The organism is Burkholderia theae (assembly GCF_048565265.1).
Classification (GTDB): Bacteria; Pseudomonadota; Gammaproteobacteria; order Burkholderiales; family Burkholderiaceae; genus Burkholderia; species Burkholderia theae.
Genome location: NZ_CP183461.1, coordinates 2,462,064 through 2,485,747, shown reverse-complemented (window position 1 = coordinate 2,485,747; position 23,684 = coordinate 2,462,064). Strand labels below are relative to the sequence as shown.

The window sequence follows — 23,684 nt, the reverse complement described above, 5'->3', positions numbered from 1 at the left end:
TGTCCCCATGTCCCAGTTCTTCAGGATTCATCCGGATAATCCGCAGCCGCGCCTGATCAAGCAGGCCGTGGAGATCGTCAGCAAGGGCGGCGTGATCGCGATGCCGACCGATTCGAGCTATGCGCTCGCGTGCCATCTCGACGACAAGGATGCGGTCGAGCGCGTGCGCCGGATTCGCGGCCTCGACGAGAAGCAGCACCTGTCGCTGCTCGTGCGCGACCTGTCCGAGCTTGCGAATTTCGCGATGGTCGACAACCGCCAGTACCGGCAGATCAAGTCGGTGACGCCGGGCCCGTACGTCTTCATCCTGCAGGCGACGAAGGAAGTGCCGCGCCGGCTGTCGCACCCGTCGCGCAAGACGATCGGGCTGCGCGTGCCCGATCACGCGATCACGCTTGCGTTGCTGGAGTCGCTCGGCCAGCCGCTGCTCGGCACGACGCTGATCCTGCCGCCGGACGACGAGCCGCTCAACGATCCCGACGACATCCGCGCGCGACTCGAGAAACAGGTCGACCTCGTGATCGACGGCGGCGCATGCCCGCGCGAGCCGTCGACGGTGATCGACCTGACCGGCGACGAGCCGGAACTCGTGCGCGCGGGGCGCGGCGCGCTCGAACCGTTCGGACTCTCGGCCGCGTAAGCGCGCCGTCCTTTTTTGCGCGAGTGCGCTTGTTACAATAACGCGATATGGATGCTTCCCTGATACAGACCATCGCTGTCTACGCGCTGCCCGTGATCTTCGCGATCACGCTGCACGAGGCCGCGCACGGCTACGCCGCCCGCCTGCTCGGCGACAACACCGCCTACATGATGGGGCGCGTGTCGTTCAATCCGATGCGCCACATCGATCCGATCGGCACGATCGCGATTCCGCTCGCGATGTATTTCCTGACGGGCGGCGCGTTCCTGTTCGGTTATGCGAAGCCGGTGCCGGTTTCGTTCGGCAACCTGCGCGATCCGCGCTGGGGCAGCCTGTGGGTCGCGCTCGCGGGCCCGGCCTGCAATTTCGTGCAGGCGCTGGTCTGGGGCCTGCTGACCCTCGTGCTGCCCGCCATCGGCGTCGACGAGCCGTTCTTCACGCGGATGGCGTTGGCCGGCGTCAGCGCGAACCTCGTGCTCGGCGTGCTGAACCTGTTTCCGCTGCCGCCGCTCGACGGCGGCCGCATCCTGGCGGCGCTGCTGCCGCCGAAGCAATCGATCGCGCTGTCGCGCATCGAGCCGTACGGTTTCATCATCGTCCTCGTGCTGGTCGCGACGGGCGTGCTGACGAACTTCTGGCTGCGCCCGCTCGTCAATGTCGGCTACGCCGTCCTGAGCGCCATCCTGTCTCCCTTCGCCTCGCTTTTCTAACGACAATCATGTTCCCAGAACGTATTTTCTCCGGCATGCGACCCACCGGGTCGCTGCACCTCGGCCATTACCACGGCGTGCTGAAAAACTGGGTGAAGCTGCAGTCCGAGTACCCGTGCTTTTTCTGCGTCGTCGACTGGCATGCGCTGACGACGCACTACGAGACGCCCGAGGTCATCGAGAAGAACGTGTGGGACGTGCTGATCGACTGGCTCGCGTCCGGCATCGATCCGGCACAGGCGACGCTGTTCATCCAGAGCAAGGTGCCCGAGCATGCCGAACTCGCGTTGCTGCTCGGCATGAGCACGCCGCTCGGCTGGCTCGAACGCGTGCCGACCTACAAGGAGCAGATGGAGAAGCTGAAGGACAAGGACCTGTCGACCTACGGCTTCCTCGGCTACCCGGTGCTGATGGCGGCTGACATCCTGCTGTATCGCGGCTCGCTCGTGCCGGTCGGCGAGGATCAGGTGCCGCACGTCGAGATGACGCGCGAGATCGCGCGCCGCTTCAACTACCTGTACGGCCGCGAGCCCGGTTTCGAGGAGAAGGCGCTCGACGCGGCGAAGAAGCTCGGCGGCAAGCGCGCGAAGCTCTATCACGAGCTGCGCATCGCATATCAGCAGGAGGGCGACGACGAGGCGCTCGAACAGGCGCGTGCGATGCTGCAGGAATCGCAGAGCCTGTCGATGAGCGACCGCGAGCGCCTGTTCGGCTATCTCGAAGGCGCGCGCAAGATCATCCTGGTCGAGCCGCAGGCGCTCCTGACCGAAGCGTCGCGGATGCCGGGCCTCGACGGGCAGAAGATGTCCAAGTCGTACGGCAACACGATCGGCCTGCGTGAAGACGCCGAGACGATCACGAAGAAGGTCCGCACGATGCCGACCGATCCCGCGCGCGTGCGTCGCACCGATCCGGGCGACCCCGACAAGTGCCCGGTGTGGCAGCTGCACCAGGTCTATACGGACGAAGCGACGCACGAGTGGGTGCAGAAGGGCTGCCGCTCGGCGGGCATCGGCTGCCTCGACTGCAAGCAGCCGGTCGTCGAAGGCATCCTGCGCGAGCAGCAGCCGATGCTCGAGCGCGCGCAGAAGTACATGGACGATCCGTCGCTGCTGCGCGCGATCGTCGCGGACGGTTGCGACAAGGCGCGCAAGTACGCGACGGAAACGATGCGCGACGTGCGCGACGCGATGGGCCTGTCGTACAACTGATCCCGATGAGTGCATCCGTCATCGCCGCCGCGGGCGGCCACGTCGCCCAAACCGAGCCGTCGCGCTGGGTCGCGCAATGGTCGCGGCTCGTTCCGGCGGGCGGGGCGGTGCTTGACGTTGCCGCGGGCGGTGGCCGCCATGCGCGCTGGTTCGCATCGCACGGGCACCCGGTCGTCGCGCTCGATCGCGATCCGGCCGCGCTGGCTGCGTTGCGGACGATCCCGGGCGTCGATGCCCGCGACGCCGACCTCGAAGGCGCGCCGTGGCCGTTGCCGGCCGGCGAGCGGTTTTCGGCCGTGATCGTCACCCATTATCTGCATCGTCCGCTCTGGCCCCATCTGCTCGATGCAGTGGCGCCGGGCGGCGTGCTGATCTACGAAACCTTCGCGCAAGGAAACGAAACGGTCGGGAAACCGTCCAACCCCGCGTTCCTGCTCGCCCTGGGCGAGCTGCTGGACGCCGTGCACGGCCGCCTGCGGGTGGTTGCGTACGAGGACGGTTTCGTCGCCGCGCCGCGCGAGGCATTCGTCCAGCGTCTCTGCGCGGTGCGCGAGGGCGCGACCCCGAAGGCGGGGGCGGGAATTCCACGTTACGAACTGCCCGGCTAATCCGCTACAATCTCAATGTTTACCGGTACATAATCTCAATCGCGTTTCATGGCTAACGGCACCCAAGACGGCATTCAAATCCGCGGCAGCATCCCCGCGATCGTCACCCCGATGCTCGAAGACGGCAGTCTCGACCTGCCGGCGTTTCGCAAACTGATCGACTGGCACATCGCGGAAGGCACCGATGCGCTGGTCGTGGTCGGTACGAGCGGCGAGTCGGCAACGCTCAACGTCGAAGAGCACATCCTGATGATCCGCACGGCGGTCGAGCATGCGGCGAAACGCATCCCGATCATCGCGGGCGCGGGCGGCAACTCGACCGCCGAGGCGATCGAGCTGACGAAACACGCAAAGGCTGTCGGTGCGGACGCGACGCTGCAGGTCGTGCCGTACTACAACAAGCCGACGCAGGAAGGCATGTACCGTCACTTCAAGACGATCGCCGAAGCGGTCGATCTGCCGGTGATCCTGTACAACGTGCCGGGTCGCACGGTCGCCGACATGGCGAACGAGACGACGCTGCGCCTCGCGCAGGTGCCGGGCATCATCGGCGTGAAGGAAGCGACCGGCAACATCGATCGCGCCGCGCAGCTGATCAAGGCGGCACCGAAGCATTTCGCGATCTACAGCGGCGACGATCCGACCGCGATCGCGCTGATGCTGCTCGGCGGCCACGGCAACATCTCGGTGACGGCGAACGTCGCGCCGCGCGCGATGAGCGAGCTGTGCCGCGCTGCGCTGGCCGGCGACGTGAAGACGGCCCGCGATTTGCACATGAAGCTGCTGTCGCTGCACAAGAACCTGTTCATCGAGGCGAACCCGATCCCGGTGAAATGGGCGCTGCAGGCGATGGGCAAGATGCAGGGCGGCATCCGGTTGCCGCTCACGGCGCTCGACGAGCGCTGCCACGATGCCGTGCGTTCGGCCCTTGTCGAGGCCGGCGTCCTCGCCTGATGCCGAGGCGGCCGCGTCCTGCGGCCGCCGGCTCGACCCCTGATTAACCCGCACCGGCCGGCTCCGTCCGGCGCCGCTCCTGACGAGCGTTCTAGCAAGACGAAGGATTTCATGAAACGTTTCGCCTTTTCCTCTCGCGCCATCCAGATGTCGGTGGTGGCGCTGGCGCTGGGCGCGCTCGCTGGCTGCGATACGCTGAACGACTATCTGGCCCCCGACCGGGTCAACTACAAGAACACCGGTTCGGCGCCGCCGCTCGCGGTGCCGAGCGACCTGAAGCCGGTGCCGACGACCCAGCAGTTCGTCGCGCCGCCGACCAACGCGGGGCTCGGCACGCTGCCGCCGCGGGTCACGACGCAGGCCGGCAACGCGACCGACGGCATCCCGAGCGCGCAGGATCCGCTCGGCATGCACATCGAGCGCGACGGCGATCGCCGCTGGCTCGTCGTCGATGGCCGGACGCCCGAGCAGCTGTGGCCGATCCTGAAGGAGTTCTGGCAGGAGAACGGCTTCTCGCTGAAGACCGATGCGCCGTCGACGGGCATCATGGCCACCGACTGGGCTGAAAACCGCGCGAACATTCCCGACGACTGGTTCCGCCGCACGATCGGCAAGGTCATCGATTTCGCGTACTCGTCCGGCACGCGCGACCGCTTCCGTACGCTCGTGAACCGCACGTCGGACGGCAACACCGACATCTCGATCACGCACAGCGCGATGGAAGAAATGATGGTCGGTCCGCAGGGCGGCACGTCGTCGCGCTGGGAAGAGCGTCCGCGCAACCCGGTGCTCGAAGCCGTGTTCCTGTCGAAGCTGATGCAGAAGTTCGGCCTGACCGACGCGCAGGCGAAGCAACTGCTGACCGACGCGCGTCCCGCGACGGCACCGGCGCAGGTGACCGATACGAGCAGTGGCGCAGCGACGCTGCAGCTGGCCGAATCGTTCGACCGCGCGTGGCTGCGCGTGGGCCTGGCGCTCGACCGTACCAACTTCACGGTCGACAATCGCGACCGCGAGAAGGGCGTGTACACCGTGCGCTATGCGAATTCGATGGAAGAGCTCAAGCGTGACGGCCTGTTCGGCAAGCTGTTCTACGGCGGCCCGTCGGCCGCGAAGCCGGGCAAGGAATTCATGGTCAACGTGCGCGCGCAAGGCAGCGGCGGCACGCAGGTTGCGGTGGTCGGCGCAGACGGCCAGGTCGACAACTCGTCGGACGCGCAGCGGATCATTTCGCTGCTCCACGCGCAGCTGAACTGAGCGCGTGCGATTCGCCAGCCTCGGAAGCGGCAGCGAAGGCAACGCGCTGGTCGTCGAGGCCTCGAGCGGCACGACGACCACTCGCGTGCTGCTCGACTGCGGCTTTTCCGCCAAGGAGGTCGAGCGCCGGCTCGGCCGACTGAATCTCGGCATCGACGATCTCGATGCGATCCTCATCACCCATGAACACAGCGACCATGTCGGCAGCGCGTTGACGCTTGCCCGGCGTGCGTCGTTGCCGCTCTACATGAGCTGGGGCACCGCACGCGCGGTAGGCGCGGACGAGGCCGATGTCGATCTCCACGTGCTGTGGGGCGACGAGACGGCCGCGATACGCGATCTGGCCGTGATGCCCTATACGGTCCCTCACGACGCCCGGGAGCCGCTCCAGTTCGTCTTTATGGACGGCTGCCGCCGGCTCGGCGTGCTGACGGACGTCGGGATGGCCACGCCGCACATCACGACCGTCCTGAGCGGCTGTGACGCGCTGGTGCTCGAATCCAACCACGACACCGCGATGCTGGCCGCGAGCCGCTATCCGCAGTCGCTGAAGGCGCGCATCGGCGGCAACCACGGCCACCTGAGCAACGACGCGGCGGCCGACATCCTCGCGTCGCTCGAACGCAGCCGCCTCAAGCACCTGGTCGCGGCGCACCTGAGCCAGCAGAACAACCTGCCGGAACTGGCCCGCCAGGCGTTTGCCGGCGTGCTGGGGACGAGCGGGGAGGATGTGATCGTCGCCACGCAGGACGCGGGGTTCGACTGGCTGACGCTCGGATGAGCGGGGCAGGGCCGCTGCGGCGGCCCGGTACGACTGCCGGGCGATCGATCCGCAAACGGCAGACGTAAAAAAACCGGCCCTCGGGCCGGTTTTTTTTCAGCTGAATGCTGAGGCTTACTGGCTTGCGCCCGAAGCCGGAGCAGCCGTCGCTGCCGAAGCAGCCGACGCCACTGCAGCAGCAGCGTCGCTCGCAGCAGCCGTTGCCGACGAAGCAGCAGCAGCAGCATCGCTCGCAGCACCAGCAACTGCCGAAGCAGCCGTCGAAGCGGCAGCAGCCGCGTCGCTTGCAGCCGACGAAGCAGCTTGATCAGCGCTCTTGTTGCAAGCAGCCAGTGCAACAGCAGCCAACAGGGAAGCTACGAGGAGGGATTTCTTCATGATCACGTCCTTTTATGGTTAAAGGTAAGCAACAGCGCGAAACAATACCGGTAATGTGCTCCAACACCGACCTGGGCCGCTGGTGGAGATGCACTTCTAGAGCGTGAATCTTCCCTACGGCTTGGGCGGAAATTATATGCACTTTCCTATCGACCGTCGACAAATGCGGGGTCAATACGTTGTCTTTCCCATACAGAATTTGATCCGTATGGGCATACGGGGCGACTCACACTAATTCCGGTCCCCGACCCGTATCCAGCCCGCACGATACCACTCGTGCAATAAAGCTGTCATCGAGGGAGCCCGGGATAGTGTTACAAACCGTTTCGCCTCCATCTGGCGTTGATTGGCCAGTTCGGGCAGCCATTCCTCGGCATGCTCGAGTGGTCCTTCCTCGCCATTAATGAAGTACGAGCGCGCGTTATACATCAATGCGGCCCTTCTGTCGAGACACACGCCACGGCGCGACGCTTGCGCGACGAACGCGGCCTCGGAAAGCGGGCGCGCCGGCGGGTCGAATACGACGTTCGGCTTGGGCTCGCTCAGGTAACAACCGAGGAATTCGGCGACGTCGCGTTTGCGCCAGCGGATGGCGTCGACGATCTCGGCGACGCGTTCGACCATGGCCGGAGGCAGTTGCGCGGGTGTGTCGACGGCCGGCTGCTTCGGATCGCGGTAGAGGTCGTCGCCGCCCCCGTCGCGCAGGCCGCCGCGCTCCGCAAGATAGTACAGGAACTGGGCGCCCAGTTCGCCTGCGGAAGGGGCCCGGAAGCCGATCGAGCAGGTCATGCATTCGCCTTCGGCGACGCCGTCGTGCGCGATGTGCGGCGGCAGGTACAGCATGTCGCCGGCCTCCAGCACCCATTCGTCGCTCGGCTCGAAGTTTTCGAGGATCTTCAGCGGCACGTCCGGCTGCAGCGACAGGTCCTTCTGCGCACCGACGCGCCAGCGGCGCCGGCCTTCGACCTGCAGCAGAAATACGTCATATGAATCGAAGTGCGGGCCGACGCCGCCGCCGTCCGTCGCATACGAAATCATCAGGTCGTCCAGGCGCGCGTCCGGGATGAAGCGGAACCGGTCGAGCAACGCGCGTGCCGCATCGACATGCAGGTCGAGCCCCTGCACAAGCAGGGTCCAGGCCTTGCGCGTGACGGCAGGCAGCGAGTCCGGCTCGAACGGACCGTGGGACAGTTGCCACTTGTTACGAAAATGGGTGATCAGTCGCGATTCCGCGTCATAGTCCGCTGCCAGCTCGAACAGCGCGTCGCGCGTGACCGGCGACGCAACGCCGGGGATCGCCTGGCGGATCAGGAGCGGTTTTTTCTGCCAGTAGTCGCGCATGAACTGCGCCGGCGTGAGTCCGCCGAGCAGCGGTGTGGGAAGATCGGAAGGCGGCGCGCCGAGCGGGGCGGCAGCGGCATCCCGCGGTTCGGCTTGAGACCGGTTGCGCATCGTATAATGAGACTTGTATTTGGGAGAATTGGATGAAAATCGCAAAAAACACCGTCGTGTCGGTCACTTACAAGCTGTCGGATGCACAGGGCAATCTGATCGAGGAAAGCGACGAGCCGATGGTCTATCTGCACGGCGGCTATGATGGCACGTTCCCCAAGATCGAGGAACAACTCGACGGCCAGGAACCGGGTTACCAGGCACAGGTGCAGCTCGAGCCGCAGGACGCGTTCGGCGACTACGATCCCGAACTCGTGAAGATCGAGCCGCGCGATCGTTTTCCCGAGCCGATCGAAGTGGGCATGCAGTTCGAAGGCACGCCGGAAGACGGTGACGAGGACGTCGATTCGCTGATCTATACGGTCACCGACATCGCCGACGACAAGGTCGTGCTCGACGGCAATCACCCGCTGGCCGGCATGGCGCTGCGTTTCGCACTCACGGTGCAGGACGTTCGCGAAGCCACCGAAGACGAAATCGAGCATGAGCACGCGCATGGCGCGGAAGGGCTTGAAATCGTCGACGAGGACGAAGAGGAAGACGGCGAATCGCCGTCAGGGCGCACCCTGCACTGAGCTTGCAGGCAGGCCGGGCGCCGGCCCCGATGCAGGGGGCGGCGCAGGCCACGACGCGCCGCCGGGTGCGGCGCCGTCGCCCTGCAGTGGCGGCGCGACCGACGACGAGTCGGGCAGCGCCGGCAACGCGGGGATTTCCGGCATCTGCGGCAGCGGGACATCGTCGTGCGGTACGAGCGGCAGCGCAGGCGGCACCGGCAGGTTCTTCGGCACCTCCTGCAGGCTCACGTTGAAGATGGTCTGCTTCGCCGGCGACACACTCACCTTCACCCACTGATTTGCCGGATGGCGCGGTCCGATCGCGACACGCGTCACGTTTCCGACCAGTTCACCGTCGTCGGCACGTAGCGGGCGATCGATCAGAAAGCCGTTCGCAAGCGGTTCGCCGCTCGCGTGCATCACCAGTATCGGGCCGCGGAACGTCGCCGCCGCCTTCACCAGCGTTCGTTTCAGTTCACGGAAGCCGTCACGCACGCGCGGCCGGTTGAAACGCAGCCATGCGAAGCGCTCCGCGCGTTCGTAGCGCTCGAACTGCGGATCGCCTTCGAAAATCACCACCATCGCACGCGCCTCGCGCCGCTTCGCGTATTCGGCCGCGTGGTCGATCCAGAAACCGTTCGCGATGACGCGATCCTCGAATTCGCCGTTGCGGCCGCCGGCCGTCAGGAAATGGTTGTTCGGCGCCGGTGCGTTGAGCGCGACATAGACGATGTCGTCGCGCATCCAGCGTGCGTTCTCGCGATACGGCCGGAACCGCGCAACTTCGCTTTCCCGCGTGATCTGCAGCGCGCCCGGGTCGGGCAGCGCCGAATCGGCGAGCAGCGTCTGCCGCAGGAAGTCGAGCCGCTCGACCGGATCGTAGCCGCCGCCAGCCGCCGTATTGCACGTTATCCAGTCGTCGTGGCCGGGAATGAACACGAGCGGCACGCGTGCCGCGTCCAGGATCGCGCCGCGCTGCGAATACAGCGCATCGCGGCACGCTTCCTTCGAGCCCTTGAGATCGCCCGCATAGACGACGAACGCGAGGTTGCGCTCGCGCGCGATCGAATCGAGCAGCCGCTGCGCGGCCGGTTCGTCCGCCGGTACGTTGATGACGCCCGACACGACCGCGAACGAGTAGGGCGCGGTGGTGCGCTTCGGCGGCGCAGCCAGCGCGTCGGCCTGCGCGAGCGCGAGCACCGCCGCGACGATCGCGGCGGCGGCGCGGGCCGTCAGGCCCTGCGGGATGCGCTTACGCGAGCCCGTCGGCATCGTGCGACCGGACCAGCGTGCGCAGTTCGTACAACAGGTCGAGCGCCTCGCGCGGCTTGAGATCGTCGGGGTCGATGTTGCGCAGTTTTTCGAGCGCCGGATGCGGCGTGTCGGGCCGCGCCGGTGCGTCCGCGCATTCGAGATCGTCGGCGATCGCCGGCTGCGCGCTGAACAGGTCGAGTTGCGGCGTGTGCTGCGTGGCCGACTGCTGTTCGAGATAGGCGAGGTGTTTGCGCGCGGCGCGGATCACGGGCGCCGGAACGCCCGCGAGCTGCGCGACCTGCAGACCGTAACTCTGGTTCGCCGGGCCTTCGTTGACCGCGTGCAGGAACACGATGCCGTGGCCGTGCTCGACGGCCGACAGGTGGACGTTGGCCGCTTGCGGGAATTCGGCCGGCAGTTGCGTCAGCTCGAAGTAGTGCGTCGCGAACAGCGTGTAGCAGGTGTTGTGCGCAAGCAGGTGTCGCGCGATGGCCCACGCAAGCGCGAGGCCGTCGAACGTCGACGTGCCGCGGCCGATCTCGTCCATCAGCACGAGGCTTTGCGGCGTCGCGTCGTTGAGGATCGCCGCGGCCTCGGTCATTTCGACCATGAACGTCGAGCGGCCGCCCGCGAGATCGTCGGCTGCACCGATGCGCGTGAAGATCCGGTCGATCGGACCGAAGCATGCCGACCTGGCCGGCACGTAGCTGCCGACGTACGCCATCAGCGCGATCAGCGCGGTCTGCCGCATGAATGTCGATTTACCGCCCATGTTCGGGCCGGTGATCAGCAGCAGCTTGCGCTCGGTGCCGAACCGGCAGTCGTTCGCGATGAACTGCTCGACCTGCGCCTCGACGACCGGGTGGCGGCCCTGTTCGATGTCGATGCCGATCTCGTCGGTGAAGGTCGGCGCGACCCAGTCGAGCGCACGGGCCCGCTCGGCGAATGCGGCGAGCAGGTCGAGCTCGGCGAGCGCCGACGCGACGCGCTGGCACTCGGGGATGAACGGCAGCAGCGCCTGCAGCACCGCATCGTACAGTGCGCGTTCGCGCGACAGCGCGCGCTCCTGCGCGGACAACGCCTTGTCCTCGAAGGTCTTCAGTTCGGGCGTGATGTAGCGCTCGGCGTTCTTAAGCGTCTGGCGACGGCGGTAATCGTCGGGCACCTTGTCGGTCTGACCGCGCGTGACCTCGATGTAGAAGCCGTGCACCTTGTTGTATTCGACGCGCAGGTTCGCAATGCCGGTGCGCGCACGCTCGCGCGCTTCGAGATCGATCAGGAACTGCCCGCAGTTCTCGGAGATGTCGCGCAACTCGTCGAGCTCGGCGTCGTAGCCGCGTGCGATCACGCCGCCGTCGCGCACCATCGCGGCCGGCTCGGGCGCAATCGCGCTCGTCAGCAGGTCGAGGCATTCGGCGGGCGGCGCGAGCGCCGCGTCGACGCGGGTGAGCGCGTCCGCATTCGCGACGATCGCGCTGATGCGCTCGCGCAGCGCCGGCAACGCGGCGAACGTGTCGCGCAGGCTCGACAGGTCGCGCGGGCGCGCGGACAGCAGCGCGAGACGCCCGGTGATCCGTTCGACGTCGGCGATCTGGCGCAGTGCACTGCGCAGCGCATCGAGGCTCGCGTTCGCGGGCGCATCGAGCAGCGCGCCGATTGCCTGCTGGCGCGACTGCGCGGCGACCGACGCACGCGGCGGGTGATGCAGCCAGTGGCGCAGCAGGCGGCTGCCCATCGTCGTGCAGCAGGTGTCGAGCAGTGAATACAGCGTCGGCGATTCGGTGCCGCGCAACGTCTCGGTCAGTTCGAGGTTGCGGCGCGTCGCCGGATCGAGCCCGATGTATTCGGTTTCGTTCTCGACCTTCAGGCTGCGCACGTGCCGCAGTTGCTGGCCTTGCGTGGCCGCTGCGTAGAGCAGCAGCGCGCCGGCCGCACCGCATGCGCTCGTCAGCGAATGCGCGCCGAAACCGTCGAGGCTCGCGACATCGAGCTGGTCGCACAGGCGCTGCGTGCCCGACGCGATGTCGAAGTGCCACGCCGGCACGCGCTTGGTTGCCCCCGTGCCAGCCGGCACGGCGTCGGTCGCGCCGTCCGCCGTCAGGATTTCGGCCGGCCGGATGCGCTCGAGCGCGGCGCCGAGCTGCTCGGGCTCGATTTCGGTGAGCCGCAGCGCGCCGCTTGCGAGGTTCAGCCACGCGAGGCCGATGTTGACCGCGACGCCGCGCTTGTTGTGACCCGTGCACATCGCGAGCAGGTAGACGTCGTTCTTGTCGGACAGCAGCGCGGCATCGGTCAGCGTGCCGGGCGTGACGACGCGTACGACCTTGCGCTCGACCGGGCCCTTCGACGTGGCCGGATCGCCGATCTGCTCGCAGATCGCGACCGATTCGCCCATCTTCACGAGCTTCGCGAGATATTGCTCGACCGCGTGATGCGGCACGCCGGCCATCTTGATCGGCGTGCCGGCCGATGCGCCGCGCTGCGTGAGGGTCAGGTCGAGCAGGCGCGAGGCCTTTTCCGCGTCTTCGAAGAACAGCTCGTAGAAGTCGCCCATCCGGTAGAAGACAAGCGTGTCGGGATGATCGGCCTTGATGCGCAGGTACTGCTGCATCATTGGAGTATGGCCGGCGAAGGCTTCGGGCGACAGCGTGGTCATAGGTCAGGCATGAAGTTGTTGCTTTGGTTGCCCGAGTTTACCAGTCGCGTCACGTGCGGGCGCGAAGTTCGCCATTTGGCCAGTTGCCGGTGATGACGAGCGGCAGCTACCGGCCGAGGCTGCGTAAAAACGCGTTCAATCACCTGGACTGAAGCAAGTCTTTGTGTCCATGCCTAAGTGGCCGCCGCGGCAGTTTTTACTCAGCCTCGGCCAGAAGCGGACTAGTCGATAACCGTTGCGCGAAGCGGTCATTGGCGTCGTCCGCAATCGCGAAGAGCGGTTCAAAATGGACTCCTGACGCCCGGATTAATTTGGAATGAACCCAATGACCATCGACCATTTTCGCGTCTACGATTCGTCGGATGACTTTTTCTCCCTCGATGGAAGCATTGTGATGAAGCTTTCTACCGACGCGGCGATTGCAGTTTGTGAGCTGGCGGTTCAGCACGGCTTGGTTGTCGCCCGGATCGAAGGAGGCATATGGCATTTCCCTGGATTCGAAGCGAGGTTCGATTGCATTTGGGATGGCGCTGGGCCTCCTGTTGATCCGGGCGCTGCTGAACGAAACAATCAAAGGGCAGCCGAATTCATTCGATCGGAAAGCCCTCCGCATGATGTTTTCGTGGTGACGTCCCCACCGATGACAGGCTGGAAACCCGGACAGCGAGGGGGCTTTTGACGCCCCCATGATGCATCTCGACCACGCAGATTTACACCCTGGTCACGGTCCCGTTAATTCCACGGTAATCGTCCGCCGTGCCAAGACGCCAAGGTCCGCAACGGGGCGGCAACAGCCAATCCGGAAAAGTGCTGGCGTAGGTCTTGGCGTAGCTTTGTGCGCCGGGCCTTGTTACGTGAGCCGCAGGCACAGCCGCATCATCGGCGTATGGCCGGCGAGGGCATCGGTCGGTTTGGCGCTCGTGGGTCCGGCGTGACGTTCTTGGGTGCCCGAGTTTGCCCATGGTCCCGATGCTTCCGCGCAATCTTCTCCTTGTGGTCACCTGCGTCCCGCCGACGTCGAGATTCCGACGTCGGCATTCGAATGGCCGCGGAGGACGTTACCGGCCGTTCAGGTCAACGGCCCGGGCACTCGTCAGTTCGAATAGAACACGCGATTGCCACCCGTCCCGCTGGTGAAGACCACGGCACGCTGGGTAGCCGGCAAACAGGCCCCGGTGAGATAGCTTTCATTGGCGCCAGTATTCAGCGCCGGCAACGTGACTTGGGTCCAGTTGATGCCGTCGTCCGAGATGTAGCTTGTGGCTACCGGGGGAACCGACGACGTCAGCATGAAGAGGCGGTCGTTGCAAGTGAATGCCGCTGTCGCGCCAGTGTTGATGTCACCGGCTCCCCATGTTTTCCCGTCTTGAGACGTGAGCGTCTTGATCCCCGTCAATCCCCCGTTCGCCACAGCCTGGTTTCCAGCGGGCGCAAACACGATCGCCTTGGTATTCGAGATCGCCGTTGACGTGAACTGAAAATAGTTGGTTCCGTTGACCGATGGCTGATACGCGCTCCATGCCGTCAGATCCGAGGAGACCGCTTTCGCCGAGCGATAGAGGTTGTCTCCTTTGAAATTGCTCAGAAACACCAGGCTGCCCGCTCCCGACGTTTGCCAGGAATTGCCTCGATTCACTGACTCGACGTAAGTCACCGCGGCGCCATATGGCTGATAACCGAGATACCACCGGCCATACGCATAGGCAATGCCGTACTCGTGTCCCGGCGAGCCACCGTTGACCGCAACTGGCGGCAGCACGCTCTGCTGCACGCCCAGCAATGAGACTTGCCAGGTCATCGTCGACGCATCGGCAAACGCGACGAACACCTGTCCGACCGAGCCGTTGGTTGCAACATCAACCCCGTATGCCGCGATATTTCCATTGCCATCGGACGTCATGTTCAGCACCAGCATGTTGTAGCCGGAGCCAAGGGGGTTCGGAAGCGTTGTATATTGCGCGGCCCAGTTGATACCGTCCGGCGAAGCCAGATAGGTGACTGTATTGCTGGATGTATTCGCTCCCATCACCATAAAATTACTGCCGGTCCAGAACGGAGCCGCGCTGGCCGGGCCGACGCTGACAGACGTGGCTCCTGAACCCGGGATATTGACGGTTGCGTTGATGTTGCCTTGTGTCCAGGCCGTGAATATTCCCGACTTGATGGTGTTGGTGACCGCCGGCGATTGGGTAGGCCCGGTATCCGGTCCGCTACTGGAGCTACCACCACATGCTGCAAGAAACGACGTGATCAAGACCGTTGCGAGGGTCTTGAAAAGTGGTTTTTCGATAGGCATTCTCGTCCTCTGAATTATCGATGGTGAGTTTTTGTTTGTGTGTCGGCAAAAGAGGGCACGACGGCAGCCATTGCGTGAGTGATGCGGCCGCGAAACCGACGCCTATACTTTGCGGAGCACTCCGTCGTGGCAGAAACCAGCATTGCCGGCCGAGTGTGGGTTATTCTTGACCGGCGCACCGGGTCCTTCGTTTGCCCTTTTTCGGTCGCTTATATTACACCTCGATACTTCGCGTCTTTATATATTGGGTCGGAATTGATCTCGGACGAGGAATTCGCGACGATCAACCGCTACTGCGGTAGTCAGGCAGGGCGCTCAGCGCTATTGCCGCATTAAGTGAAGGAAAATGCGTTCTGCGGTGTCGTCCGGGATCGTGTCTGCTTGATGGTCATGCGCCGACATCTCGAATGTCTAATGGCGCATGCATGGCTTTGGAGCCTGCGGCACATACGCCCTCGGCTCGCGGTTGCTGACCGAAAGCGATCCATTGGCTGCGCTGCGACTTTCACGACGCCGTCAGGAATCTTTTCAGCGTAGAGGGTGAGTGGCCGGATGGGTTGCTGGAGCGGTCGGATCGCGTGGTTGGATCGAGCGTTCGCTTGCGCGTCGGTGTCGACAGCTGAAAGTCATGTGGCGTAGCTGACAGCGTAAGTAGTCCGTCGAGGGCTTATCTGCCAGGGTTTGGGTACTGCTGCTGCGTCGGCGTGTGACCGGCAAAGGCCTCGGGCGACAGCGTGGCCACAGGTCACGCAAGAAGTTGTTGTTTTGGTTGCCCGACTTTACCAGCGGCCCGACCTGCAAGTACGAAGTTCGCCGTTTGGCCAGCCGTCGGACATTGCGTCCGGCGGCTGGCGGCCCCATACGGTGATTCGATCCCGCTCTCGGGCGGACAATCGACAGTCGGCCTGGCTCGGCTCACGAACATTCGCGCGCCGATTCGGCCCGGTGCCTCAGGACGCGTGTGCCGACGTCATGCTGAGTGCCACCGCTTGCGCGACTTCGATGCCGTCGATGGCTGCCGAATAGATGCCACCCGCATACCCCGCGCCTTCGCCGGCCGGATACAGGCCTTCGACGTTCATGCTCTGGTAGTCGTCCTTGCGTCGCACCCGGATCGGTGACGAAGTGCGCGTCTCGACGCCGGTGAGCACGGCATCGTGCATCGCGAAGCCCGCGATCTTCTTGTCGATCTCGGGCAGTGCTTCACGGATTGCTTCGATCACGTAGTCCGGGAGCGCGGTGCTGAGATCGGTCGGACGCACGCCAGGCTTGTACGACGGCTCCACGGAGCCCAGCGACGTCGACGGCCGGCCTGCGATGAAATCGCCGACCAGCTGGCCCGGTGCGCAGTAATCGCCGCCGCCGAGTTCGAACGCGCGTTCTTCCCATTTGCGCTGGAACGCAATACCCGCCAGCGGGCCGCCGGGATAGTCTTCCGGCGTGATGCCGACGACGATGCCCGCATTCGCGTTGCGCTCGGCCCGGGAATACTGGCTCATGCCGTTGGTGACCACGCGACCCGGCTCGGAGGTTGCCGCGACCACCGTGCCGCCAGGGCACATGCAGAAGCTGTAGACCGCGCGCCCATTGCTGCAGTGGTGAACCACTTTGTAGTCGGCCGCGCCGAGCTGCTTGTGGCCCGCAAACTTGCCGAAGCGGCTGCGATCGATCAGCCCCTGCGGATGTTCGATGCGAAAACCCAGCGAAAACGGCTTGGCTTCGATATACACGCCGCGATCGTGCAGCATCTGGAACGTATCGCGCGCGCTGTGGCCCACCGCGAGCACCACGTGGTCGCACCGGAGCGTTTCCCCGTTCGAGAGCTTGAGCGAGCGCACCTTGCCCTGATCGATCTCGATGTCGTCGACGCGGGTTTCGAAACGCACTTCACCGCCCAGTTCGTGGATCGACGCGCGCATTTTTTCCACCATGCTGACGAGGCGGAACGTGCCGATGTGCGGCCGGCTCAGATACAGGATGTCTTCCGGCGCGCCGGCCTTGACGAATTCGTCCAGCACCTTGCGGCCATAGTGGTTCGGATCCTTGATCTGGCTGTACAGCTTGCCGTCGGAGAACGTCCCGGCCCCGCCTTCGCCGAACTGCACGTTGGATTCGGGGTTGAGTACGCTCTTGCGCCACAGGCCGAAGGTGTCCTTGGTGCGCTCGCGCACGGCCTTGCCGCGTTCGAGGATGATGGGACGGAAGCCCATCTGCGCGAGGATCAGTCCTGCAAACAGGCCGCACGGCCCCATGCCGATCACGACCGGGCGCAGGAAAGCAGTGTGCTCGGGGGCCTTCGCGACAAAGTGGTACGCCATATCGGGCGTCACGCTGCAATGCGGGGTGCCGGCGAGTCGCTTGAGCGCGGCCGCTTCGTCCTGGACTTCGACGTCGACGATGTACGTCAGCTTGATGTCGGAGCGCTTGCGCGCATCGTGCGCACGGCGGAACACGGTGTAACGGAGGAGCCCGTCTGCCGGCACGCCAAGGTCCGCGAGACGCGCGCGAATCGCGGCTTCGAGCGCGCTTTCGGGATGGTCGAGGGGGAGTTTAACTTCGCTTAGCCGTAACATGGGTACTCGGATGCTGTCGCCACGGCGTCGTGGCGGTGTTGAAACAGGCGGGGCCGGCATGCTGGTGGCGGCGTTGTTCGCCGCGCGGGCATCTCGGACGCGAACCATTCATCGCTGGAACAAGCTGTACGAGGGGCTGCACACTGACCAGGCCGGGCAACGCGGGCAACTTCAGGACGCGAGCATGAAGCGCCCCTTGTGCGGGGAAGGTTTTCCGCCGCCGAATCATCGGGATGCGAAAGTCGCTCCATCATGACGGTGCCGGCGAGCGGTCGGTGCGAAAGCCACGCCAGGCGGGCATAGCCGCCCTTGTCGTTCATGCTGGTCAACATAGCACATCGATATCGATGCCACGCACAAATGCGGCCGTCAGGGAAAAGGGCGGTAGCGGCATGCAAAGCACGCGGCACCCCTTTGCCAACGGCCCGTGCCGCACGAAGCGGACACGGGCCGTCGAAGCGCGCCGCACCGGCGGTGCGGGCGGCGATTACTCCGCTGCCGGATGCACGCGGCTGTAGCGATTCAGGATCGGAATCATCTGCGCGTAGATCTTCGGGTTCGCGGCGACGATCTCATGGCGATGCAGGAAATCGGCGTCGCCCGTGTAGTTGCCGACGAGGCCGCCGGCTTCGGTGATCAGCAGGCTGCCCGCTGCCATGTCCCACACGTTGATGCCTTGCTCGAAGAATGCGTCGAGGCGGCCAGCCGCGACGTTCGCGAGATCGAGTGCTGCCGCGCCCGGACGGCGCAGGCCCGTGCAGGCCTGCGTCATTTCGGTGAAGAGGCGCGCGTATGCGTCGAGGCCGTCCTTTTCGCGGAACGGGAAGCCGGTGCCGACCAGCGCATCCGACAGGCGGTCGCGGCGGCCGACGCGGATACGGCGGTCGTTCAGGTACGCGCCACGGCCACGCGTGGCCGTGAACAGGTCGTTCTTGTTCGGATCGTAGACGACGGCCTGCGTGACGACGCCCTTGTGCTCGAGCGCGATCGATACGCAGTAGTACGGGAAGCCGTGGATGAAGTTGGTCGTGCCGTCGAGCGGATCGATGATCCACTTGAATTCGGATTCGTTCTCCGATTCGCCCGATTCCTCCGCGAGGATCGCGTGGTCGGGGTAGGCGGTCTTCAGCGTCTCGATGATCGCCTCTTCGGCGGCCTTGTCCACTTCGGTGACGAAGTCGTTCTGCTGCTTCTTGCGGATCTCGATCAGGTCGAGATCGAGCGACGCGCGATTGATGATCTGTCCGGCGCGGCGCGCAGCCTTGACAGCGATATTGAGCATGGGATGCATGAGCCTGGATCCTGTAGCCGGCGGCACGGGCCGCCACGAAGTGGAACAACCGCCCGGAACGGCGCAAGCGTGCCGGGCGAGATGAGACGCGAATTGACAAAGAACGGGGTACGACCCGCGCCGCACGGTGTGCGACGCGTAAAGGCATGATTTTACCCGATTTTCGGCGGTTTCAGGCGACCGGAATGCGGGGAAACCCCCACTGGCCGTCCGGACGAGTGGGTTTGCGGGGGCGATGGCGATACCATACTGCCATTCTGATGAACCGAGTCGTATCGTAGTGGAAACCCCGCAGAACACCGCCGCGCCGTCCGATCCGGGCGCGGCCTCGTCCCGGCCGCCGTCTGGTGGCTTTACGTCAACCCGCTTCGTGCTCGTCGAGCCGAGCCATCCCGGCAATGTCGGGGCGGCCGCCCGCGCGCTGAAGACGATGGGCTTTTCGCGTCTCGTGCTGGTCGCGCCGCGCGTGCCGCACGTGCAGAGCGATCCCGAGGCGATCGCGATGGCCAGCGGCGCGGACGACGTCCTCGCGTCCGCGCACGTCGTGCCGACGCTCGGCGACGCGCTGTCCGGCGTCCACTGGTCGATCGCGCTGACCGCACGCACGCGCGAATACGGCCCGCCGCGCCTCGCGCCGCGCGCGGCCGCCACGCAGGCGTGCGCGCAGGTCGGCACAGGCGACATCGCGCTCGTGTTCGGCAACGAGCGCACCGGTCTCGCGAACGAGCATGTCGAGCAGTGCAGCGCGCTCGCGCATATCCCGGCGAACCCGGCCTACAGTTCGCTGAACCTGGCGCAGGCCGTGCAAGTGCTCGCGTACGAGCTGCGCGTCGCATTTCTCGAGCAGGCGAGCGAGCCGTCGGCGCAACCGTCGGCCGAGGTCGGCACGCTCGCGCAGAGCGACGAGATCGAGCGGATGTACGTGCATCTCGAGAACGCGTTGATCGCACTCGATTTCCTCGATCCGCGCAATCCGAAGAAACTGATGCCGCGGCTGCGGCGCCTGTTCGCGCGCACGGGCCTCGAGCGCGAGGAGGTCAACATCCTGCGCGGCGTCGCGAAGCACATCCTGCTGAAATCGGGCAAGCCTGACGGCGACGCGTAAGCGGCCGGCGTACCGGCAACCGGGCGTTCAGGTGCCGCATCCCGGCCGGCGTTGGGTCGGCCGCCGGAATGAAGGCGCCGTGCCGGGAGCGTTGCGCCCGGCCGGATATCCCGCGAGCGCCGCCACAGCAAGCCTCCCGCCCGAATACCCGCGCCGCCGGCGGGGTGAACGCGCGGCCTCGTGCGGCCGTGCGCGACTGGCCCTACAATCGCCGGACGTCATAAGCAAATTACCCGGTGCGATAACGGCCGGTCATTGCCGGCGGTGCGCGCCGGCTTTTTTCCCCGATCAGATCATGTTCACGAGACTGCGCGAAGACGTTGCAACGATTCGCGAGCGGGATCCCGCCGCTCGCAGTGCCTGGGAAGTGCTGACCTGTTATCCGGGGCTGCATGCGCTCGTGCTGCACCGTTTCGCGCACGCATGCTGGCGGGCGAAACGCTACTGGCTCGCGCGTTTCGCGTCGCAGGCCGGGCGGTTCCTGACGGGTATCGAAATCCACCCTGGCGCGACGATCGGCCGGCGCGTGTTCATCGATCACGGCATGGGTGTCGTGATCGGCGAGACGGCGATCATCGGCGACGACTGCACGATCTACCAGGGCGTGACGCTGGGCGGCACGTCGCTCACGCGCGGCGCGAAGCGCCACCCGACGCTCGAGGCCGGCGTGATCGTCGGCGCGGGCGCGAAGGTGCTCGGCGGTTTCACGGTCGGCGCGGGCGCGAAGATCGGTTCGAATGCGGTCGTCGTGAAGCCGGTGCCGGCGGGCGGGACGGCGGTCGGCAATCCGGCGCGCATCGTGATGCCGGCGCAGCCGAAGCCGCAGCCCGAACGCGCGGCGTTCTGCGCGTACGGGATCACGCCGAACGCGGACGATCCGATGTCGCTCGCGATTCATGGCCTGATCGATCACGCGGCGAAGGAAAGCCGCCGCGTCGACGAAATCGTCGCGGCGCTCGAGCGGCTCGGCACGCATCTGGAAACGCTGCAGGGCGCCGATGCGGCGCGCCTCGACCTGCGCAGGCTGTCGGCGGTGCTGGAAGGAAAGGCGGTCGAACGCCAGGCGTAATGCAATGAACGCCGACGGCTGCCGGTCAGTGCGACGGCAGCCGCGGCGTCAGTCGAGCGGCATCGCGTGGATGCCTTCCGCGTCGACGCGCAGGTAGCCGCCGCGCGGCGTGCCGTGATCGAGATCCCAGTCGGGCAGTACCCAGCGGATGCCGCCCGGTTCGGCGTGGTGCGCGGGGCGGTGCGTGTGACCGTGAATGATCACGGCCGCGCGGCTTTTCCGGAACAGCGCGGCCACGCCTTCACGCGTGACATCGTAGATCGCCGAAGCAGGGCGCATCCGGCCCGCTTCGCTGTTCGAGCGCATGCGCTGCGCGAGCGCGCGGCGCCAGCGCAGCGGCCACGCGAGAAACAGCCATTGCGCGGCGCGATTGCGTGCAAAGCGGCGGAACACCTGATAGCCGCGGTCGGCCGTGCATTGCGCGTCGCCGTGCGCGAGCACGATGCGCTGGCCGAACGCCATGATCAGCGAAGGGTCGGGCAGCAGCATCGCGCCGGCCGCCTTCATGAAGCGCCGGCCGAGCAGGAAATCGCGGTTGCCGTGCATCACGTAGAGCGCGATCCCGCGCTCCGAGAACGTGTGCATCAGCGCGGCCATGCGTGCCGCGAACGGATCGTCGTCGAGTATGTCGTCGCCGATCCAGTATTCGAACAGGTCGCCGAGGATGAACACCGAGTCGGCGCTGTCGGCAGTGTATTTCACGAAATGCTCGAACGCGGCGACCGTCTTCGGAATCGCTTCGCTCAGGTGCAGATCGGAGAGAAACAGGAACGGGCGTGCGGCTTGCGCGTACTCGCGCTCGCCCGGCACGCCCGCGGAGACGCTTCGCGGCGGACTCTCCTGCAACATCGAAGTGCCTCCGTTACTTGCTGCGCGTCAGACCACGACGGCCTTTTCGATCACGACGTCGTCGGCCGGCACGTCCTGGTGGAAACCAGCGTTGCCCGTCTTGACGCCCTTGATCTTGTCGACCACGTCCTGGCCTTCGACGACCTTGCCGAACACCGCGTAGCCCCAGCCCTGCGGCGTCGGCGACGAGTGGTTCAGGAAGTCGTTGTCGTTCACGTTGATGAAGAACTGCGCGGTTGCCGAGTGCGGATCGTTCGTGCGCGCCATCGCGACCGTGTAGTTGTCGTTCTTCAGGCCGTTGTTCGCCTCGTTGTCGATCGGCGCGTCGGTCGGCTTCTGCTTCAGGCCCGGCTCGAAGCCGCCGCCCTGGATCATGAAGCCTTTGATCACGCGATGGAACACGGTGCCGTCGTAGTGGCCCTTCTTCACGTAGTTCAGAAAGTTCTCGACCGTCTTCGGTGCCTTCTCGGCGTCGAGCTCGAGCTTGATCACGCCGTGGTTCGTATGCAGTTCAACCATGATGAATTCCTTCGATGAGGCGGTTTAAATGGCACGCGGCCGGTCGTGCGACGCGGCCGCGTGAGTCGCCGGACGTGCCGGCAGGTTCTTACTTCGAGACGATGCTGGCCGATTCGATCACGATCGGTTGCGCGGGCACGTCCTGCATCGGGCCGCGCGAGGTCGTCGCCACGCCTTCGATCTTCTTCACGACGTCGAGGCCCGACACGACCTTGCCGAACACCGCATAACCGTTGCCGTCCGGGTTCGGGTAGTCGAGGCCGCTGTTGTCCACCGTATTGATGAAGAACTGTGCGGTGGCCGAGTTCGGGTCGCTGGTGCGCGCCATCGCGATCGTGCCCGTCAGGTTCTTCAGACCATTGCGGCTCTCCAGCGGAATCGGCGCGCGGGTCGGCTTTTCCTCGAAGTTGGTCTTGTAGCCGCCGCCCTGGATCATGAAGCCCTTGATCACGCGATGGAAGATCGTGCCGTTGTACTGGCCGGCCTTCACGTAATCGAGGAAGTTGGCGACGGACTTCGGCGCCTTCTCCGGGTAGAGCTCGACTCGGATGTCGCCCTGCGAGGTCTTCAGCTGCACGACGGGGTGCGCGGTAGCCGATTGCGCAAACGCGGGCGCAGTCGCGAGAAGGGCGGCGCCGCCAAGCGCCAGCAACAGACGTTTCATTGCGATCCTCAGGTTGGGAGGGAAAGGGAGGCCGCGCCGCTTATTGCGACGGCGCGACGTACGGCGCCGCCAGTGCGCCCGACGGACCGTTGAACTGGAACGTCGGCGACATCGGCAGCGTGGTGGTGCTCACGTTCGCGGCTGCGCGGTCGGTGTAGTCGCGCGTTGCCGGCGCGGCCGAGCGGGCGTTCGGCGCGGCCTTCGGCGGCGACACGATCTTCTGCAGGTCGGCGAGGCGCTGGGCGGTCGCGCCGCTGGTGCGGCCGAGCGATTGCGCGCGCTTGTACGACTCGGCCGCGAGGCGCAGGTACAGGTCGCCGAGGTTCTCGTACGCGAGCGAGTAGCTCGGATTCGATTGCGTGGCCGTGACGAGCGCGGTGCGCGCTTCGTCGTAGCGGCCGTGCTTCGCATAGAGCGCCGCGAGGTTGTTGTACGGCTCGGGCAGTTCGGGGTACGCCTGCGTGATCGCGACGAACTGCTGAATCGCGTCGTCGTCGCGGTTCAGGCGGGCCAGCACGGTGCCGCGCTTGAACTGCGCCTGCACGTCGTGCGGGTTCGACGCGATGCGTGCGTCGAGCTGCGCGAGCGCCTGCTTCCACTGCTTGCCGGCGATGGACGAGTCGATTTCTGGGGTGCCGTCGGCGGTCGCCGGGGCCTTCTGCGCATGCGCCGCGGGGGCCGCGAAAAGCGTCAGCGCGACGCCCATGACGGTGGTCGCAACGAGGGTCGCAGCGCTCTGCGCGCGGCCGCGATGAGGTTTCATAGGCGTAAATCGGAATGTTATACTCCGAGCCATTCTAACAAAACGTCTGTGCGTTCCGGCGAGCCGCAGACAGTCTTTCTTTGCCTCTCGTGGCCGTCAC

At 65.5% G+C, this 23,684-nt stretch carries 23 protein-coding genes; 11 read left to right on the top strand and 12 right to left on the bottom strand.

Annotation, left to right across the window (positions count from 1 at the left end; translation table 11 throughout):
* Positions 1-7: 7 nt before the first annotated feature.
* From ACN22W_RS11775 to ACN22W_RS11745, 7 genes are all read left to right on the top strand, one after another.
* Complete coding sequence (locus ACN22W_RS11775) at positions 8-640, top strand: L-threonylcarbamoyladenylate synthase (protein ID WP_129512480.1); 633 nt, start codon at positions 8-10, stop codon at positions 638-640.
* Positions 641-687: 47 nt separating this feature from the next.
* A complete protein-coding gene (locus ACN22W_RS11770) occupies positions 688-1,350 on the top strand; it encodes a site-2 protease family protein (RefSeq protein WP_129512479.1) in 663 nt (220 codons plus the stop codon).
* Between the two features lie 8 nt (positions 1,351-1,358).
* The gene (locus tag ACN22W_RS11765; protein WP_419684383.1) at positions 1,359-2,561 is read left to right on the top strand and encodes a tryptophan--tRNA ligase; all 1,203 of its coding nucleotides are present in this window, start codon (positions 1,359-1,361) and stop codon (positions 2,559-2,561) included.
* 5 nt (positions 2,562-2,566) lie between these two features.
* Positions 2,567-3,169, top strand: coding sequence for a class I SAM-dependent methyltransferase (locus ACN22W_RS11760; protein WP_419684381.1), 603 nt, complete (start codon positions 2,567-2,569; stop codon positions 3,167-3,169).
* 48 nt (positions 3,170-3,217) lie between these two features.
* Complete coding sequence (gene dapA / locus ACN22W_RS11755) at positions 3,218-4,123, top strand: 4-hydroxy-tetrahydrodipicolinate synthase (RefSeq protein ID WP_343494642.1); 906 nt, start codon at positions 3,218-3,220, stop codon at positions 4,121-4,123.
* A gap of 111 nt (positions 4,124-4,234) precedes the next feature.
* Positions 4,235-5,380: an outer membrane protein assembly factor BamC gene (bamC, locus tag ACN22W_RS11750; protein WP_048248726.1), complete on the top strand. Its 1,146-nt coding sequence runs from the start codon at positions 4,235-4,237 to the stop codon at positions 5,378-5,380.
* Positions 5,381-5,384: 4 nt separating this feature from the next.
* The gene (locus tag ACN22W_RS11745; RefSeq protein WP_412021571.1) at positions 5,385-6,161 is read left to right on the top strand and encodes an MBL fold metallo-hydrolase; all 777 of its coding nucleotides are present in this window, start codon (positions 5,385-5,387) and stop codon (positions 6,159-6,161) included.
* 114 nt (positions 6,162-6,275) lie between these two features.
* Here ACN22W_RS11745 and ACN22W_RS11740 read toward each other — a convergent pair whose 3' ends face one another.
* The 3 genes from ACN22W_RS11740 to ACN22W_RS11730 are packed head-to-tail and all read right to left on the bottom strand — an operon-like array spanning position 6,276 to position 7,991.
* Positions 6,276-6,539, bottom strand: coding sequence for a hypothetical protein (locus tag ACN22W_RS11740; RefSeq protein ID WP_034195863.1), 264 nt, complete (start codon positions 6,537-6,539; stop codon positions 6,276-6,278).
* The gene (locus ACN22W_RS11735; RefSeq protein WP_075122947.1) at positions 6,469-6,714 is read right to left on the bottom strand and encodes a hypothetical protein; all 246 of its coding nucleotides are present in this window, start codon (positions 6,712-6,714) and stop codon (positions 6,469-6,471) included. The genes ACN22W_RS11740 and ACN22W_RS11735 overlap by 71 nt, the downstream gene beginning before the upstream one ends.
* 56 nt (positions 6,715-6,770) lie before the next feature.
* Positions 6,771-7,991 carry a JmjC domain-containing protein gene (locus ACN22W_RS11730; RefSeq protein ID WP_419687413.1) on the bottom strand — a complete coding sequence of 407 codons (1,221 nt, stop codon included), beginning with the start codon at positions 7,989-7,991 and terminating at the stop codon, positions 6,771-6,773.
* Positions 7,992-8,023: 32 nt separating this feature from the next.
* On the opposite strand from ACN22W_RS11730, the gene ACN22W_RS11725 reads away from it, so the two are divergent.
* A complete protein-coding gene (locus ACN22W_RS11725) occupies positions 8,024-8,566 on the top strand; it encodes an FKBP-type peptidyl-prolyl cis-trans isomerase (RefSeq protein WP_048248723.1) in 543 nt (180 codons plus the stop codon).
* Here ACN22W_RS11725 and ACN22W_RS11720 read toward each other — a convergent pair.
* Together ACN22W_RS11720 and mutS are read right to left on the bottom strand one after the other, a co-directional pair.
* Entirely contained in the window at positions 8,546-9,817 is a 1,272-nt protein-coding gene (locus tag ACN22W_RS11720) for a hypothetical protein (RefSeq protein WP_419684376.1), read from the bottom strand. The genes ACN22W_RS11725 and ACN22W_RS11720 overlap by 21 nt on opposite strands.
* Positions 9,798-12,455, bottom strand: coding sequence for a DNA mismatch repair protein MutS (mutS, locus tag ACN22W_RS11715; protein ID WP_419684374.1), 2,658 nt, complete (start codon positions 12,453-12,455; stop codon positions 9,798-9,800). Before mutS ends, ACN22W_RS11720 begins: the two co-directional genes overlap by 20 nt.
* Positions 12,456-12,780: 325 nt before the next feature.
* Here mutS and ACN22W_RS11710 point away from each other — a divergent pair, with 325 nt between their 5' ends.
* On the top strand, positions 12,781-13,134 hold the full coding sequence (locus tag ACN22W_RS11710; protein WP_419684372.1) for a colicin immunity protein: 354 nt from the start codon (positions 12,781-12,783) through the stop codon (positions 13,132-13,134).
* A gap of 414 nt (positions 13,135-13,548) precedes the next feature.
* Here the strand turns inward: ACN22W_RS11710 and ACN22W_RS11705 are convergent, their stop codons facing one another.
* The 3 genes from ACN22W_RS11705 to ACN22W_RS11695 form a co-directional block, all read right to left on the bottom strand.
* Positions 13,549-14,751, bottom strand: coding sequence for a hypothetical protein (locus ACN22W_RS11705; protein WP_419684370.1), 1,203 nt, complete (start codon positions 14,749-14,751; stop codon positions 13,549-13,551).
* A 950-nt stretch (positions 14,752-15,701) separates the two neighbouring features.
* Positions 15,702-17,324, bottom strand: coding sequence for an NAD(P)/FAD-dependent oxidoreductase (locus ACN22W_RS11700; protein ID WP_419684368.1), 1,623 nt, complete (start codon positions 17,322-17,324; stop codon positions 15,702-15,704).
* Positions 17,325-17,811: 487 nt separating this feature from the next.
* Positions 17,812-18,615 (bottom strand): inositol monophosphatase family protein, encoded by an 804-nt coding sequence (locus tag ACN22W_RS11695; RefSeq protein WP_048248720.1) that lies wholly within the window; start codon positions 18,613-18,615, stop codon positions 17,812-17,814.
* 280 nt (positions 18,616-18,895) lie between these two features.
* Between ACN22W_RS11695 and ACN22W_RS11690 the strand changes: the two genes are divergently transcribed.
* Positions 18,896-19,720: an RNA methyltransferase gene (locus tag ACN22W_RS11690; RefSeq protein WP_412021576.1), complete on the top strand. Its 825-nt coding sequence runs from the start codon at positions 18,896-18,898 to the stop codon at positions 19,718-19,720.
* 295 nt (positions 19,721-20,015) lie between these two features.
* Positions 20,016-20,789, top strand: coding sequence for a serine O-acetyltransferase (gene cysE, locus ACN22W_RS11685; RefSeq protein WP_048248916.1), 774 nt, complete (start codon positions 20,016-20,018; stop codon positions 20,787-20,789).
* A gap of 48 nt (positions 20,790-20,837) precedes the next feature.
* On the opposite strand, the gene ACN22W_RS11680 is transcribed toward cysE, so the two are convergent.
* The 4 genes from ACN22W_RS11680 to ACN22W_RS11665 all read right to left on the bottom strand — a co-directional run bounded on the left by ACN22W_RS11680 (position 20,838) and on the right by ACN22W_RS11665 (position 23,584).
* Positions 20,838-21,638: a UDP-2,3-diacylglucosamine diphosphatase gene (locus ACN22W_RS11680; RefSeq protein WP_419684365.1), complete on the bottom strand. Its 801-nt coding sequence runs from the start codon at positions 21,636-21,638 to the stop codon at positions 20,838-20,840.
* Positions 21,639-21,665: 27 nt separating this feature from the next.
* Positions 21,666-22,157 carry a peptidylprolyl isomerase gene (locus tag ACN22W_RS11675; RefSeq protein WP_048248715.1) on the bottom strand — a complete coding sequence of 164 codons (492 nt, stop codon included), beginning with the start codon at positions 22,155-22,157 and terminating at the stop codon, positions 21,666-21,668.
* Between the two features lie 88 nt (positions 22,158-22,245).
* Positions 22,246-22,821 carry a peptidylprolyl isomerase gene (locus ACN22W_RS11670; RefSeq protein ID WP_031399425.1) on the bottom strand — a complete coding sequence of 192 codons (576 nt, stop codon included), beginning with the start codon at positions 22,819-22,821 and terminating at the stop codon, positions 22,246-22,248.
* Between the two features lie 40 nt (positions 22,822-22,861).
* A complete protein-coding gene (locus ACN22W_RS11665; protein ID WP_164991958.1) occupies positions 22,862-23,584 on the bottom strand; it encodes a tetratricopeptide repeat protein in 723 nt (240 codons plus the stop codon).
* Positions 23,585-23,684 lie beyond the last annotated feature (100 nt).